The organism is Adonisia turfae CCMR0081, from assembly GCF_011009555.1.
In the GTDB taxonomy this organism is placed as follows: Bacteria; Cyanobacteriota; Cyanobacteriia; order Phormidesmidales; family Phormidesmidaceae; genus Leptothoe; species Leptothoe turfae.
Map to the genome: position 1 here is coordinate 4,812,422 of NZ_QXHD01000004.1, position 16,808 is coordinate 4,829,229.

The following is a 16,808-nucleotide window of genomic DNA, read 5'->3' on the forward strand; positions in this document are numbered from 1 at the left end:
GTAATCACGGGTGGGAGAGTGTGGATTAACAAGTACACGTTTCCGTCCCCTTGCGGGGTAATGGAATTGGCAACCTTCGTTGATGATACCGGGGCGATGATGATTAGTGAAGGTTTCCGTCCCCTTGCGGGGTAATGGAATTGGCAACTTGCCTCAATCTCAGTTCCAGGTCCGCACCTTTGTCATTGCGTTTCCGTCCCCTTGCGGGGTAATGGAATTGGCAACCAACACGGCCTGTGGAGAGGTCGAGGCATTCAACAAGTTTATAGGTTTCCGTCCCCTTGCGGGGTAATGGAATTGGCAACTGCAAGAATGATTTGGATCATGTGGCTGTAGGTGAGGTGTGTGTTTCCGTCCCCTTGCGGGGTAATGGAATTGGCAACCCCTACCTTTTGAAACCACTGTAACCAGGGGCTTCTAGATACCCAAATCTAAGGGTTCCAAAAATGACCTACTTAATCGAGAGTAGCTCTCAATAAAGCCCTGGAAAAACGTCTGAAAGCCTCTCACAGTCACTGTTCGAGGGATCTAACGGAAGAATCAGGTTTTCAAGGTTCGGCTGAATCCATCGGAAAATTAGGAATTCATGCTTACCATAACCAGCCCAACCAGGAATGTCCAGGCATGCAATCAATTTTTAATGATTCTTGCTACCCCCCATGTAACGCACAAAAACCACTGGTATCAGAGAGGAACTCCACTCAAGGCAAGGGGGAGTTAGAGGGGGTGAGGCAACCGCAACCGCTAGTTTCCAATACTTTTGTGTACACGGCAGCCTTACAAAGGGGTGCAATAAACCCAGTAGGGGCACTCCCTTGTGGATGCCCCATAGGCCTGAGGCCAATTAATGCGCAGGAATGACCGTGCCTAAGGCATTTTAGGTCAGGCCATTTATGACCCAAGCATTTGCGATCCGGGCACCCACAAGGGGAAGCCCCTACTGGGGACGATATAACACCTGCCAACGACCGGCCCATTCCATTTCAGGATAATTAATTTTTACCCAGTTCCAACGGTCGGGCAAATCCCCTGGAATCACCAGTACCGATGGGTCAGTCATCAGCCGACGTAAATAAAGATTATCCTCGGGGTTCCCCAGCCGAATCCAACGGGGTTCCCAACCCTGGGTGGTTTGAAAATAGGCCTCATTGACAATGCCATCGTTAATGGTAATGGTGTCTTTGTTTAGGGCAAAGGCCAGGGAGGGGAGCGCTTCGTTATAAACCAAGACCGGTAAACTCTCTAACCGTCGTTGCTGAATAATCTGAGAGACAACATTAGCACTCTCTTTCCATGGTCCATTGGCCTGGGTGTAGTAACCGCCATATAACAACAACATAAATGATGGCACCAGCACCATAGCCACCAGCCGAATTCTGACCCCCGCCCGGATAAATCGGTATAGCAAAAGCACTAAGCCTAACGTGCTCAACGCCGTTATCACCATGGGCCAGGTGCTTTGCAATGGCTGTCCAAGAATTTGATAGCCCAGGGGTACCATGAAGGCCAGCATACCCAGACAGCCATAAATTTGGGCAAACCAGCGGCTGTAACGCCATACTTGTTGTTTCGTTAGAAACTGCACCCAATAGCTGACAAGAATCGAGAACCCAGATACCAGGGGCAACAATGCCGCCAGGGATGCACTACCGGTCAACGTGTAGAACACCAACGGTAGGGCTAGCCAGGTGATGCAGACTGGCAACACATTGGGGTTTTGCCAGACCGGACTGGCAAGGTTGGGCAAAACTAAAAACCACCAAGGTAAACTGCCCAACAGAAATGTGATTGCATATTGCCAGCGGGGATGCCTGGGTGGCCCGAAAAAGGTGTCTTGCCAAAATGTCTGGCGGATAAAGGCCCAGACATCGGGGAGGTGATGGCTGGCGTGCACAAACCAAAAGCAGGTGAGCCCAACTGCCATGATCAATGCGGCCAGGCCATGACGCCAGTGAATCCCATAGTTGCGAGGCCCAAATATCAAGACATAGGTGCCCACGGTGATGGGCAATAGCAAACTATGTAACCCGCCGCATAATAGGCCACCGGCGAATGCGATCGCGAGTCCATAGAGGGCAGCCGGTAGTTTTTCCAGATGGTAGAGCAGGATATAGTAGATAGCTGCCAGCTCGAAGGTGGCCAACAATATATCGGCGGATAGGTAACGGCTACAGGCCAACACCAGGGGACATGACAGATAGATCAGTCCAGCAAACAGACCGACCTGGGACGACCCAAATAATCGCATCGCAATGCGGTAAGTAAAAATTACCTGGACCAAAATGCTGATCTGGATAAAGAAGCGAGCCCCAAATGTATTGATGCCCCACAGCCGCATTCCCAGGCTGGTCAACCAGAGGGGCAATGGCAGATGGCTAAAATCGTTTACCCCCAGCAACCGAGGATGCATAAAATTTTGCCGGGCCAGCATATCCCGACTAATCTCAGCAATACTGCCCTCGGGACCTGTGGTGATGACCCACAGATGCAGGTTGAACAGCAATACAATCAACACCACTGCCAGCAGTAGATATAAAAAACGGTCAGGTCGCATGGGGACAGACATACGTGCAGCTAGGGCGTGTTCAAAACATTACACCACGCGGTTTATGCTCCCGAAACCGTCATCCGGCCTGTTATACCAAATATATGGGTTAGTACACATAGTTGACAAAACGATACAATTAGAATTAAAAGTACATAAATGCGTAGCCAGTCGTCGTATTGCTAAAGCCGCGACTGATTCTCGCGCTTTGGATCCATCTTTGGTTTCTACGAGTAACTGCTATGACTATTGGCTTTTCAAATGAGCCCCTGCTGCGCTCAAAGCAGCATGATTTAGATTTGCAAGATTTACGCGGGGCCTGGCACTTTCGTCACAGTGTCCTTGGCTATGCATTTTCAAGTATTTACACTCGCGTTGATCAAGTGTTTGCGTTGTGGGGGGGCCTGGCAGTATTCATGTTTGCCTCAGCTCAAGTGTCCCACGCTAGCTGGCAGCAACTGGCAATTGCTTGGTCCGGCCTTACGGTAGTTGCTGTTGTGGGTATGGTGTCCATCGTGCGCTTTTGGGCACGGGTAGAACGACTCATGTGGCTAGTATACAGCTGGGCTACATTAATGTTAGTCGGCACTGTAATCACCAATTGGGGCGTGTTTGGCTATGTAGGGCCAATATTGATAAACCTCTGCCCCTTGTGGTTAGGGCTGTGTGCCATTGGCCATGGCCTGACGGGTTGGGGCATTCGCTCGCGTACGTTTTTAGGGCTGACGGTGGTGCATGGGGTTGCCGCGTTTACCGTGACCCAGCTAGGTACCTGGCAATACGGGGTGACCGGTGCCATCATTGGCGGCAGTCTACTATTACTGACTCAGCTTCAATGGGATATGCGCCCTCCCATTGACTATGCTGTACTGACTAATGAACAACGCTCCTTTAATCATCATCAGCGCAAGCTGAGGCAGACTAGCTAACAAGCGAGAGGTCACTCCCTCAAGATAGGACTACCGCCAACAACCGTTAGGGTGGAGTTTCTTACTTTAAAGCCGCTGTTTTTTCAAAAAACAGCGGCTTTCTGCTTTTTTGTTGAATATCTGTTGAATAGTTATTTTGATAACATCCTGGCAAGGATAGTTGTAAATTTTCTCGAAACCGATCCATTCATCTTGTTATACCAAATCCGAATGTATTAAACCCGATTAAAAATAGACCATCCTGTAGGGGCACTCCCTTGTGGATGCCCTTCGATACCGGGTGCTATCAGTCGGGATTTCGTATTAGAGACAATTTATCCAATATTTCTATCCCAAGCTACTGCTAACTCTCTTTTTTAGGTGGTGCCACAAAAAATAATACACCTGTGAACCTGTCTCCTGCCATGGCTTTATCCTTCCAGAGGAGAAAACATTTAAATATTAACTTATGTATACAAAGCAAGAAAAATTGATTAGTGAGTTGTTGTCATCTATCTACTCGCTACGCAGCGAGATAACAAACAACAATACTACACACTAGGTAAGGAACTATGGCTAACGTACTCCCCAGTGAGTTAATGAATTCCGTTCTAGGAAAACTCTATGATGCACTGTGCAGTGGCGATGGTGCTGCGCCTCCCTCCGAAGACAATTATCTGGCCTGGGTGACCCCTGGCATTCCCTTTCCACCAGACGAATTTGATTTTCTAACCGAGGGTCTGGGCGGTGTATATAAAAATGTCAGGGATGATTTTAACGCCGATAAACCCAACAATAATGGTGAAACTGAAGAAGTCGATGAAGACACCAGTGTAGAAGAGCTCAACAGAATGTTGGCTGATGAAAGCCGCCGTAAGTATATCCATGCCGAAAATCTGGCACGGTTATGCGATCTCATTCCAGATACATCGGGCACTGGCACCAATTCTTTCAATGTTTGGAATGTTGAAAATACCCTCTCTCAAGCTTACGAACAGGTCCTGAGGTTTAGTCAGGTTGCAGATGTTGAGCCCGATGAGCGTACCAAGGCCAAGCTAGAGAAACTGCGGAGCCTGATGGTTTCTAAGAGAATCGAAGTCGATTTTCTGACCGATGAAGAAAGAGTCATCGAAGAACCCAGTCCACTTGTTCTTAAGTATGACCAGTACTTAGGTGAGTGGGAGGCGGCTAAGCTAGCCTACAATACCCTGCGTATTGAGGCTGAGGCTGGGAATGACCCCAAAGCGGTTTCGGCCTGGCCATCAATGGCCCCATTCTTCGTAGACGGGTGCAAGCGGCTGAGCGCAAATGGTCAACCTTAGGTTATCGCGAACAGTTTGATCGTATTAGTGCCTTTATCAAACAAGTCGAAGGTAGAAGCATTGCGTTACTCAAGCAACAATACCAGGAGTTGTTTGAAGAGGGACAGCTCAACAGCATGCTAACGGGGCTGCCGTTTCATCCTGTTACCTTTGTTCCCGGTGGTTTTGCCCGATACGAAGACGGATGGACCCAGTTCAAGTTTGACAGTTCTGACTACGCCAGTAGTTACGACTACTCCAAGAAAGGAGTCGGTACTAAAGTCAAAGCTGGCTTTGGCCTATGGCGGGCTAAGGCTGAAGCCAACTACGACAGAACTGAAATTGAGCACAAGATCAACACTTCGCGGTTTAAACTGCGCTTTAAGATCGCTCAGGTTCCCATTATTCGACCCTGGTTTAACGTCAACTTTCTAACGAGCACCTACTGGAGATTTGACGAGGCCGTGCCTGATTTTAATAATCAGATGGTGTCTGATGGAGCTGCTCAACCTGAAGGTATGATTCCAGCCTTCACCACCACTGCGATTTTTGTCAGAGACTTATTTCTAGAGTTTGGTGAGTCTGAGTACAGCTACGATTCTTTGAAGAAGCACTTTGATGTCAGCGCTGGCGGTGGCTGGGGTCCTTTCTCCGTGGGTGGTAGCTACAAGCAGGATAATTTTGAAAGAAATGTGAACTCTCACCGAGAGGAACAGGGCATTCGGATTCCTGGCATGCAGCTGATTGGGTTTAAGTGTCACAAGATGTCCAAATCTCCCAATCCAAACCCCAGTATCAAGAAGTGGATTTAGGATTGCTTTTTCCCTTTATTGATATCGAGTAATTCTTTTTAAGAACAACTCATTACGGGGCTTAGGGTTGCCCACGGACTAGACATACTGTTCTAGTCCGTGGGCCATGCGCTCCATTTTCAAAATTCGCCTTAGAACGTTCATACAAACTAAAAACGTTCATATAAACTCAAAATGAACAGAATTAGCTTAGCCTTAATGGGCAAACTCGCTAAACTGCATCAGGACAGTTTAGCCGAAAAAGATACATTTGTTGCCATCAACAAACTGGCAGAAGCCTATACGCTATACGATTTTGAACAACCTCAACATCCCCAGGAATTTGCAGAAATCACCAATTTTATCGTTCCTAGCAAACGGTTTTATGAGCCTGATACTACTAAATTTATTTGGGATGTCTATAAAGACAGTCTGGGTAAGGCCTTTGCTGCCAGCGGTAATTTTCTAACCGCCGAAGAAGAGGCCAAACTCCAGGAAGCACTCGCCTATGTTGAGGATCCTGAAAATCGAGAAAACTATTACACCTGTCAGGATGAAGCACTGGCGGCGGCGGCTGAACTTGCTAGCTTGATTTCTCAAAAAACAGCTGCGGAACGTGATGATGATACCGATGCTGTTGCCTCCCTCAACGATTTGATCGCCATTGCTAGACAACGAGAAGAAGCTGCCTTGCGTAAATGGCAGGACATCGGTAACAAGCTAGTGTATGAAAACCATCAAAATATCAAGTTTCAACTGGAAGCTAGATATCCATCCAATATCTTAGAGCATTACAAGTCAAAGCTCTCGGGAGCCGAACGGGAAAAAATTGGTAAAGGAACGTCCGGTTACTATTATCCCACCAGTTTTGTGCCCAGTAACTTCTTTAAGGAGGGGGGGAGTGGTTGGGCCAGTATCGCCATGGATGCCAGGGAAGTCGACGAATATTACAACTATGCTAAAAACACTGTATTCAAAGACTACCAAGACTTTTTCAGTGATGAACAGGACGAATTAGAAATCGAAAAAATTAGTGTCGACATTGGTATTCTCTCCGTTGTCAGAGATTGGTTTAGTATTGATCTTTTCCATCAACGATTCTGGGATCTGCCAAAATTCATTGCCCCTCTCAGTGATGGTGAACCCAGTCCCACCGGGTCCCTATCGGTGCTGCCGGTCAAAATGATCTTTTTGCGGAATCTAGACGTAGAACTGAAGGAAGATTCAGCCAAAAACAGAAACACATTCAAAAAAACCATTGGGAAGAATCTGCCTATTTTTGTTGGTAACGTCATGCTCAATGCATCACCTCAGTTAAAATCAGGTTCTGTGAACATTCTGTCCACCCCCAAAGCTCTAAACTATCAGGCCGTCAAAAAGGATAGACAAATACTACACCGGCAAATAGACAATCAGTCAGGCGTCCAGATACTCAAAGGTAAAAACATTAATGCTCTTAAAACTCAGCTGACGGCATCTAGCACTGTGCAACCGGTTGCCTTTACCAATTTCACAGGGAGTACAAAAATCGCCTTAGGCAGAGCTCGGGTCTTAACCCAATCTGCCGGGATGTATCTGATTAGCCACAAGGCGCTTCCAACCAATATTTCAAGCCATATCACCAACATTAACAATGGTGTTACCAATGGCAACCGCAATTTCTTGTTGTTTACCACCCAAAAGTATGGTGTATATAACACCCATGAAACCGGCGTCTGGTTCAATGGCAGCCAATGGACTGTGTATAACCAGAATCGAAAGCCCATGCCTAAGAATAACCAGGTCAATGTTCTAGCGGTTAATCCAGCCTTAAACAGAAATGTGTTTGTTCATACAACCACGAAAAACAACACAAGTGGCCATATCACCACCCTTAATCATGGGCTAACCAACAACCAGAGTAATGCTATCGTGCTCGTTACCCAGCATTACGGGAAATACAATGTTAGCCAGGTAGGTGTGTGGTTTAGCGGTGGCAAATGGAAAATTTATAACGAAGACCTGAAGCCCATGCCAATTGGTACCAAGTTTAATATTTTGGTCTTAAAACCAGGGGCTCCTATTCGATTTGGTGACTTAGAAGGTGTCGCTTTCCAACATAAAGTAACTGATGCCACTAAACAGGGCAGCATGAAGCATGTCAGTTACATTAATAACGGGTTTAGCAATGGTGTTCTCCAGGGCATTGTCTTTGTTACCCAGCGATGGATCAACACCTATAACCCAAATCCCATAGGCGTTTGGTACTCCAATAATAAATGGACAGTTTACAACCAAAACCGCAAACCTCTTCCCAACAACGTCACATTTAATGTGTTGGTGGTCAAGCCTGCCCGCGCTGCGGTGCCAAAACCTCGGCCCAGACCGGTACCCCGTCCCGCACCCAAACCCCATCCCGCACCGAGCAAGCCTGTGGAGAAAGATCCTGACAAGGAAATTGAAGACCTATTCCCAGCATTCTGGTTAGCTGGGTTCGTCTGCAAGAACTTGCCCAAAGCGCCTAATCCAGATCCCGATTTGGATTGGATATAGCGTTGTCACCCATTTTGCGATCGCTGATTTAGGGGATGAACCGGTTAGAACTATTGCTATTTGACGGTATCCGACAGCTCAAGTCATCTTGAGGATCAGCAATGCCCCCATTTATATTCTTTCGTTTCGAGAACACCCATCATGGTAAACAAATGTGGTGGAACGCCTGAACCACCTGATAAACCTGTCAAACCCCTCAGTCATGAAGAGCAAGTTTTGCATATTGCTATGGATGAACTGCTCAAGATCATGACTGAGCATCCCATCAGGGGCCTGGATGAAGACTTCTCTCAAATGGATGTCGATACGGCCATTCAACTCATCTTAGAGACAACGTCCTATGGGCTTGATTACGCCGAACTGAATCCCCCAATACACGACCTGGTAATAGCCATGGCTAAATATGTCATTTTATTTCAGCGAGTTATGATGCCGGGCTATTCATCCCTATTGGTTGACCTCCAGGCTTTCCTGGGGGCACTTATTGAATTCAATGACCTAAAAATTAGGGGATTAAGGGGCAGTAATCCCCTTGATGTATCGAGATGGGCCACCCATGGTCCCAGTCTACGACGTTCCCTTAGCTCTAAAAAACGAGTGTTTCTGAACAATCTGTCACAGTTTAGGGCAATTAACTTCCAACAATAGTCAACACACCTACTAGGAGACTAACAATGCAGATTATTAATCACCTTCTCTACCATGATGATGGTACTCCCTATCCCTTTGAGGAGAGTCCCAACTCTGGTGGCACATTGCGCCATGAGTATTTAGTAATGCATTTCACAGCGGGTAGAACTGCAAAATCGGCTGTACGATGGCTCACTCAAGCTCAGGCCAAAGCGTCTGCCCACCTGGTCATTGGTCGAGATGGCAGTATTACCCAGCTGGTGCCGTTTAATGTGAAAGCCTGGCATGCCGGTCGCAGTTCTTGGGAGGGGAGAACAGGTCTCAACAAATACTCGATTGGGATTGAACTGGTGAACGCTGGTAGGCTAAAGCGTCAAGGGGGCGAATGGAAAAGTTGGTTTAATCAGGTGTATGACGACGTTGATGTACTCGAAGCAACCCACAAACATGAGTCATCCTCCAGTGGTTGGCATGTTTATACCGAAGAACAACTAGAGGCGGCGATGGACGTTGCCAGCCTGTTGGTCGACGAATATGGTTTGCAAGATGTCATCGGCCATGATGATATTGCCCCCCAACGCAAGAATGATCCAGGCCCCGCTTTCCCCATGGATAGTTTTCGGGCCAGGGTGATGGGACGTGAGGATTTAGAAGAGTTCTATGAAACAACAGGTCGATTAAATATTCGCACGGGTCCAGGCACTCAGTATGAGAAGTTGCCAGAGAGCCCGCTACCTGCCCACACACCCGTTGACATTCTAGACACTAGCAATAATTGGAAACTAGTCACTGTGCTAGAAACCATCAACGACAATATGGATATAGAAGGGTGGGTTCATGGTCGTTATTTGCAACGTCAGAGCTGACGGCTTGTAAACCGGATTGAGAATCAAGGCAAGACGATTTGCCAGCCCGTACTCTCGAAAAGAAAGAAAGTTAAAGAAAAACGGGTGGATAGCCCTTAGAGTTATCCCCCCGTTTAGCTCCCTGCCAAGGACTAATACAATCTGTTCAATAGGCGGAGGTGTTTCTCCCCCGAGACATGCTTCCACTCACTAGTCTAGACGTACTTAAAGGTACTGCTGTTGAGGTTGAGATTACCCGAGCCGCGAATCACGGCAATGAGTTCATCTTTTTGACCAGCCGCATTATCAATGAACAATCCACGGCCACGATCAGCACCTTTGGGAGACGAACCCAAACGGTAGTCATGGTCATTACTAAGCTGGATCATATCACCCTGCCTCGTATTCAAGTCCGTGATCAGAGCGTAGTTTGATATTCCCATGGAGCGTATTTTACCGTCATCGTAAAGGGTGCCAGATTGATTACCCAAGACAAAGGTGTCACGCCCTCTACCTCCAGTCATCACGTCTTTTTCGGCAGCCGTTCTACGCCATGCTCCCTGCAGAAAATCATTACCATCTCCACCAACGAGCCTATCATTGCCCCAGCCACCTAGCAGTCTGTCATTGCCCGAGCCACCGTTAACACGGTCATTGCCCGAGCCACCATGAACATAATCATTGCCTGAACCACCAAAGACTTTATCGTTACCTCTTTCACCAAACACCTTATCAGCGCCTTGATCGCCGTAAATGGTGTCGTTACCGCCTTTACCACGAATAGTATCGTTACCATTCTTGCCAGAGATACGCTGTTTTTTTGACCCGCCAGTAATGGTGTCAATGCGGCGAGTACCCTGAATCACAGCGTTGTTACTTGTGATTCGATTCGGTCCTGAAGGTGGTGTGGGTGCTGGCGGTGTGGGTGCTGGGGGCGCTGGCGGTGTGGGCGCTGGGGGCGCTGGCGGTGTGGGAGTGGGCACTGGGGGGGCTGGAGGTGCAGGCGTTGGACTATTCCCATTCTCACCTCCAATTAGCAGCAGGTAAGCATCGTCTCCACCGCCAGCATTTCTCTGGACCGCGTTTGCCGTCACCAGGTCAGCCCCTGGTTCAGCCGTCAGGGCTAGTGCGGCTACACCACCACCGACACCAATCGCATTGGCGTCTCCATCGACAAAGGGGGTCCAAACATAACGCGTCTTTAAATCAGGACTCATAACAGCCAGAAAGCCTTCTGACCCTGAGTACCCAGGTACTCTTTGACCCTCAATAGTTTGGTTATCGCGATTGGCTAAACTTGCATTAGCCTGACCCACAAGGTACACATTGCCCTGTTGATCAGCCGTAATGTCGGTTGGTTTAACACTGTTTCCTCTACCGCTGCTTAGCCGGGTAAGCAACGATTGTCCCTTTTTAAGATCACCTGTAGCTAGATCATAACGACCGTAATAGGTCATTTTGACTGAACCGACATTGGTGGCTTGAGTGTAGCGATCTGTTTGTACTGTGTCAGGCCCCGATGACTGGGAAAAATTGAGTGGGTCCCGGGAAAAAATAGAAAAGCCGGTGCCTCCGTTAATTGAATAAGCGGCGTAGAGTTCACCGTCATCACCAATGGCAATGCTTTCACCACGCGTATCGGCCATCAAATTGGCTTTGCGGATGTTGGCGGCGCTTTCGTCATAGCTTTTCCATTTCTGTTTTCCGTTGTAGTCCCAAGCTTGGGTAAAGGCTACTTGCAAGTTCGATGACTTTTGCTCATAGCCAGTGGCGATCAACGTGCCACCGTTTTTATCGGTGATGGCCACATCGTTAAAGCGGCGATTGTTCTTGCCAGTGGAAAACTCTTCTTGAACTTTACCCTGGCTATTATATAGTTTGATTTGACTACTACCCTGTATGGCAACAACTCTACCGCTGTCAGAAATGGAGACCTGACTGGCTGAGACGCTGTTGTCACTCCAAATAATGCGGTTGCCATCTGCACTCAGAACGGCTACTCCAAAGCCACCAGCAACGGCTATTTCTCCTTTACTGTTGACTTCTAGATCGTCGACCTCACTGGGGAGATGAGTCACTGAAAGGACTTTGTTAGTCTTGTTGTTGTAGCGAACAACGCTGCCTTCACCACCGCCCAATAAGTTGATTTTCTTTGCACTGGAGCTATATTGAGAGAGTGCGCCACCAAAAACGGTGATGCCATTTTTTGAAACATCGACTGCATTGGCAGAATCATTTCTGTTGCCACCCAGATAAGTAGCACCAGAGACATCCAGGTTGTTAGTCTTTTTGGTAAGTTCTTTGATGGTCATAAATAGTCCCCGTTTGACAGATGAATGGATGAATTAGTCGAGCGTAAAGAACCGATAACTTTGCGCACATAGTTCATAACAGTGGTGCTCGCTGAAAGATTTAGACAGCAAGAGCTATGGGCGGTACAAAAGGCATGAATACATGTAGCCTTCTGCGTTATCGAGTGTCGCGTAAAGTATCTAAAAAACTTTCTTGAAAGAACGGTTTATGTCAGCACGATTTTGCTGCGAATAAGCGAGACGATCTTTTTGAGTTGTTGTCTACATGAAATCTTGAACAAGTAATCCATAATCTTGTTCTAACTGGACTGGTAGCTGTGTTTAATACCTGGTCTGCGGCTGCATCGGGAACAATCTGCAAGACATATAACCTTTGGTACTAAAAAGTATAGCTATCGGTAATCATTGCCCTTCTGAACAACCTTTTCGTCACGGGAGTTTTAAGTTTACTCAAATGTTCAGAATACAAAGATATTGCGGGCTCCGGAGAGTCTCTAATTAATGTCCTCGGAAATCAGCCGATGTGGTAGAGTCATTGCTTCCTTGAAAAGAAACAGAGCACCTTGGTGTGCATAGCCGACTTATTTTACTAATGAACGTTACTGTTTGTTAGGACTCAAAACATAGCCGAGTGTACCCTTGATGCTCATTTAAACAATTTGTTTAGGCATTGTCAAGATTGGTTCACACCAGATAAAGATTAGCTATAGATAGCGTCTGTAGCTTTGCGCACACAGCTCACCGCCAGTCTCTTTTAAGAACAATAGCCATGGATAGGTGACAGCACGCAATAGATCGGTGTCAGACCCAGTCAACACCTTGGCGAGATCATCCATTTCGGATTGAGAATACGGAATTCGGGCTTTGTATAATATTGTTCTTAGCTATTCTTCAAGATTCCGTAATACTCATCAAAAGTATTCACCATGGAAAGAAACGGGCTCGGTAATTGTAAGAAACGGGTAGACAGTTGGTGACCATCTACCCATTTGACTCTCTGTCAAGGTTTTTAAGGAGATTTTTATTTAATAGTAGTTACCAATCTTGCGGTGGTGAACAGCGGTCATTGATTCATCCTTCGAGACCTTGCCATCCGCAACGGTGCAATACACCAGCCAGTGATCGCTAAGTTCCATCCGAGTTGTTACCGTACACTCCAGGTACGCCAGAGCATCGGCTAGAATCGGAGACTTGTTGTTGGCAGGGCGGGTACGAATACCAGCAAACCGGTCAGCACCGGGGGGGAAACGCTTCAGGAAGTGCTTCATCAGTGGCAGATGATTACCCTCTTCCAAAATATTTAGCACAAACGTGTCACCCACCTGCATCAGGGATTCAATGGCTCGGTCTTTAGCAACTGCGATGGTAAAGCCCAATGGCTTGAAGCTAGCCTGGGAAATCCAGGAAGCCAACATCGCGCTAGTCACTGCGCCTTTGGCAGCAGTGATGATATAAAGACCGCTACTGATGCGACCCAGCGCCTTTTGTAGATCAGCATCAAGCCCCTTAATTTTCTTAATTTTCTTTGCTTGAGCCAGGTCTTGACCCAGGTCAGTCCCGGTCTCGTCGCAAAGCTGGTAGAGCGCTTCAGATGGCGTATCTTTCACCCGAATGGGGTCAAACGCAACCTTTAGATCCAGGTCCTGTAGCTGACTCTGCAGCGTATCGATGGGCTCGTCATCCCCACCGTAGGACTCAAAAAGACCATAGGTTTGCTTATTATTGACAGCTGCCAAAATGGAACTCAGCGCCGTTTGCACTTCTTCGGCACCCTGACCTGAGGATGGGGGCATGCCCATCAAAATACCTTTAGCGCGACCGACTAGTTCAGTGACATCATGGGGATCCGCCAGACGCATATCCATCATTTCGACAGCGACGCCGGTTTTAGTAATGCCTTTAGCCAGGGCTTGGGAGATGCGATCGCAATACCCATAGTCCGACACATAGAAAACCGCCACCATATTCTCGGCCTTGCTTTTCTCATTACTCCAGCGGCGGTAGCGCTCGGTGAGTTCTTCTAGATTGTGACGCAACAGGGGACCATGACCGGTGGCGATGGTGCTAATTGTGCCCAACTTATCCATGCGCTTCATGGCAGAGAGCACCGAGCGGGCATTGGGAGCCATCAAACACTCATAGTAAAAGCGAAAGTCAGGCGTCAGCGCATCCAGATCTTCATCAAAGGTATCGTCACTACAATAGTGGGCACCAAAAGCATCACAGGTGTAGAGAATGCCAGTCTTTTGATCGTAGGTAAAAATGGTATCGGGCCAGTGGAGATTGGGCGCACTTACAAATTCCAAAACATGGCCATTGCCTAAATCCAGAGTGTCACCACTTTTCACCAGCTGCGATTCAAAGGGCTGATGAACCAGATCCTCCAGGAACTTCACCGCCACCTTAGCCCCAACCACAACTGCCTGAGGTGCAAGATCCAACACATCCTTCACCAGGCCGCTATGGTCCGGTTCAGTATGACTAATCACGATATAGTCAATTTCCTTAGGATCAATCAGCCCCGTCAGCGCATCCATATAGAGCTGCTGAAACTTAGCGTGGGAGGTGTCTATCAGTGCTGTCTTTTCCCCACGCACTATGTAAGAGTTATAGGTCGTACCGTTCTGCAACCCAAACTCAATATCAAACCGATCTCGATCCCAGTCCAGGGACCGGATAGTCGTAGTATTTTCAGCAATCTCACCAGTAGCGATAGTGAGACGCTTTTCAGCTGGTTTGGCAGTGTTTGGAGCAGCTACAACCATAGGTACCTCTAAACTGGTCTGACTAATATGTCATAACGCGCATGCGCACGACTTTAGCAACACGAAGGTTGCTTTAGTATTATTGTGTCTCAAAACATTAATTTTTGCAGTCTTTTTTCCTAACGTAACTGATAAGCATAAGCAATACTAATAGCGCTTAAGGTGGTGGTGGCAGTTCCCAGGGGGGGAGCCCACAGCGCCGTTCTTCCTATGGACCCAATCAGGGTTTAAGCCTTTAAGCCACTTTAAATAAGGCTAGATGGGTGAGACCGTAGCGTTTAGTGCGGGAGAGTTCTAGGCCAATGAGAGATTTGGGCTGCCAATGTTCTGGGGTATATTCTGTAGCAACTATTGCCCCTGGAGCTAATAGAGATTTCTCAACCAGAAGAGCAAGCACTTTGTCGTAGAGTTTAGCAGCGTAGGGTGGATCTAAGTACACCAGATCAAAGGGGTCTAACGTTAAAGTCTGTAGCTTTTTAGTCACCTCTCCACGAATGACTTGAAAGGATTGTTCTGGTTTAGCAACAGTCTGCCAGTTGGTTTGCACAATCCGACAGGCAGCCTCCGACTGCTCTATGCCCACCACCACGCTGGCCCCGCGACAAAGGGCTTCTGCCCCCATGGCACCACTACCCGCACATAGATCTAACCAACGGCAGCCACTGACTCGCCCCTGCCAAATATTAAACAACGCCTCGCGTACCTTAGCGGGGGTGGGGCGAGTCGCCTGCCCCGGCAACGTTTTGATGGCACGATTACCGTAGATACGAATAGACATTTGGCAATAAACAATGGGTTATCTCTATAGGGACCCTTCTCTGGGGCACTCCTTTGTGGATGCCCGTGTCACAAGGCATACCAATTCACAGATAAGAGCACCAATCGCTCCAGCCACCGGGATAAAGCTTACCCATGGGTTTACCGGCCACAACCTGGGAAAATAAATTAACACAGGCCGTCACACCAGACCCACAGTAGACGATAACTTCATCAGCATTGTCCACCCCTCGCCAATATTGCGCCAATTCGTCTGGCGCTTTGAGCAATCCGGCGTCAGTACTAAGATCTTTCCAAAAGTAGTTCACTGCCCCAGGCACAGAACCCGCAATCGGATCAATGGGTTCACGTTCACCACGGAAGCGATCGGCGGATCGAGCGTCGATTACCACCGTGCCAGGGGTGTCTTTGTGTTGACGCACATAGTCAATATCCACAACCCAATCAGCCTGGGGCTGGGGCATAAAGCGACCTACCTGAGATGGTGGCGTTTCACGACTAAGGGGTAAGCCTGCCTTAATCCAGGCATCTATACCCCCATCCAACAAAGCTACATTGCCGTGGCCTAAATAGCGCAACATCCACCAAAGGCGGGCGGCAAACGCAAACCGGGAGGCATCGTAAATCACAACGGGTGTCTGAGGCGTAGACTGCATGCCTAACAGGTTTAGAGTGTCGACAAACGTTTGCCAGTTGGGCAACGGGTGACGGCCCCCATGGTCTTGAACGGGGCTAGAGAGATGTTTGTTTAGGTCGAGATAGTAGGCACCGGGGATATGACCAGAGTCGTATTGCTGTTGACCCAGTTCCGGTTCTGGCAGAGAAAATCGGCAATCAATAACAAGCAAGGCGCTATTGAGATGTTTTGCCAGCCACTGGGGACTAACAATATAAGTAGTGGTCAGATCAATAGGCGACTCTGGCGGTAAAGACAACGTTTGGATCCGTAGCAAAGACGATGTTAATTATAGTTTCGTTAGGATTGGTAGCTCATTAATGGCTGATGACGACTATAAAAATTCATCTAGTGGTCTGACGATAGAATTAACTGGGGATGGCTCAGCCACGTTTTACTCGGAGGAATTTGGCGAGCATTTTCACTGCCGTCATGGAGCCTATACCGATGCGCAGCGAAATTATGTCGATGCGGCCAATATTCCGGAGCTGGCCAAAGCGGAACGGCTATCTATTTTGGATGTTTGCTATGGGCTGGGATACAACACAGCAGCGGCCCTGGATACGATTCAGCAGGTCAATCCTGACTGTCAGGTGACGATTCGGGCCTTGGAAATCAATGTAACGGTGGTTTGGGATGCGATCGCAAATAACCTCATCCACCACTGGACACCGCACACCCAGCAAATCCTGAAGACCCTGGCCACCGAGCAATCTTACAAAAGCC

At 47.9% G+C, this 16,808-nt stretch carries 12 protein-coding genes, 1 pseudogene and 1 CRISPR repeat array; of the genes and pseudogenes, 7 read left to right on the forward strand and 6 right to left on the reverse strand.

Annotation, left to right across the window (positions count from 1 at the left end; genetic code table 11):
- Positions 1 to 38 precede the first annotated feature (38 nt).
- Positions 39 to 383: a CRISPR direct-repeat array (repeat unit 36 nt; unit sequence GTTTCCGTCCCCTTGCGGGGTAATGGAATTGGCAAC).
- 554 nt (positions 384 to 937) lie between these two features.
- Complete coding sequence (locus DXZ20_RS24700) at positions 938 to 2,566, reverse strand: ArnT family glycosyltransferase (protein ID WP_250565913.1); 1,629 nt, start codon at positions 2,564 to 2,566, stop codon at positions 938 to 940.
- Positions 2,567 to 2,787: 221 nt separating this feature from the next.
- On the opposite strand from DXZ20_RS24700, the gene DXZ20_RS24705 reads away from it, so the two are divergent.
- The 6 genes from DXZ20_RS24705 to DXZ20_RS24730 all read left to right on the forward strand — a co-directional run bounded on the left by DXZ20_RS24705 (position 2,788) and on the right by DXZ20_RS24730 (position 9,573).
- Positions 2,788 to 3,474, forward strand: a complete 687-nt coding sequence (locus DXZ20_RS24705; protein WP_163701683.1) for a hypothetical protein — start codon at positions 2,788 to 2,790, stop codon at positions 3,472 to 3,474.
- Positions 3,475 to 4,025: 551 nt separating this feature from the next.
- Entirely contained in the window at positions 4,026 to 4,775 is a 750-nt protein-coding gene (locus tag DXZ20_RS24710) for a hypothetical protein (protein ID WP_163701686.1), read from the forward strand.
- Complete coding sequence (locus DXZ20_RS24715; protein WP_163701688.1) at positions 4,742 to 5,566, forward strand: hypothetical protein; 825 nt, start codon at positions 4,742 to 4,744, stop codon at positions 5,564 to 5,566. Before DXZ20_RS24710 ends, DXZ20_RS24715 begins: the two co-directional genes overlap by 34 nt.
- Positions 5,567 to 5,740: 174 nt before the next feature.
- Entirely contained in the window at positions 5,741 to 8,077 is a 2,337-nt protein-coding gene (locus DXZ20_RS24720; protein ID WP_163701691.1) for a DUF7452 domain-containing protein, read from the forward strand.
- 141 nt (positions 8,078 to 8,218) lie between these two features.
- On the forward strand, positions 8,219 to 8,725 hold the full coding sequence (locus DXZ20_RS24725; protein ID WP_163701694.1) for a hypothetical protein: 507 nt from the start codon (positions 8,219 to 8,221) through the stop codon (positions 8,723 to 8,725).
- A 26-nt stretch (positions 8,726 to 8,751) separates the two neighbouring features.
- Entirely contained in the window at positions 8,752 to 9,573 is an 822-nt protein-coding gene (locus tag DXZ20_RS24730; RefSeq protein WP_163701697.1) for an N-acetylmuramoyl-L-alanine amidase, read from the forward strand.
- A gap of 194 nt (positions 9,574 to 9,767) precedes the next feature.
- On the opposite strand, the gene DXZ20_RS24735 is transcribed toward DXZ20_RS24730, so the two are convergent.
- From DXZ20_RS24735 to DXZ20_RS24750, 5 genes are all read right to left on the reverse strand, one after another.
- Positions 9,768 to 11,864 carry a calcium-binding protein gene (locus DXZ20_RS24735; RefSeq protein ID WP_163701699.1) on the reverse strand — a complete coding sequence of 699 codons (2,097 nt, stop codon included), beginning with the start codon at positions 11,862 to 11,864 and terminating at the stop codon, positions 9,768 to 9,770.
- Positions 11,865 to 12,568: 704 nt separating this feature from the next.
- On the reverse strand, positions 12,569 to 12,700 hold the full coding sequence (locus DXZ20_RS38320) for a hypothetical protein (protein ID WP_284681692.1): 132 nt from the start codon (positions 12,698 to 12,700) through the stop codon (positions 12,569 to 12,571).
- Between the two features lie 189 nt (positions 12,701 to 12,889).
- Positions 12,890 to 14,629, reverse strand: coding sequence for a diflavin flavoprotein (locus tag DXZ20_RS24740; protein ID WP_163663033.1), 1,740 nt, complete (start codon positions 14,627 to 14,629; stop codon positions 12,890 to 12,892).
- 235 nt (positions 14,630 to 14,864) lie between these two features.
- On the reverse strand, positions 14,865 to 15,407 hold the full coding sequence (gene rsmD, locus DXZ20_RS24745; RefSeq protein WP_163701702.1) for a 16S rRNA (guanine(966)-N(2))-methyltransferase RsmD: 543 nt from the start codon (positions 15,405 to 15,407) through the stop codon (positions 14,865 to 14,867).
- A gap of 85 nt (positions 15,408 to 15,492) precedes the next feature.
- Entirely contained in the window at positions 15,493 to 16,350 is an 858-nt protein-coding gene (locus tag DXZ20_RS24750) for a sulfurtransferase (protein ID WP_431732107.1), read from the reverse strand.
- Between the two features lie 52 nt (positions 16,351 to 16,402).
- Here DXZ20_RS24750 and DXZ20_RS24755 point away from each other — a divergent pair.
- Positions 16,403 to 16,808 (forward strand): annotated as a pseudogene (locus DXZ20_RS24755) (hypothetical protein); the annotation flags it as partial.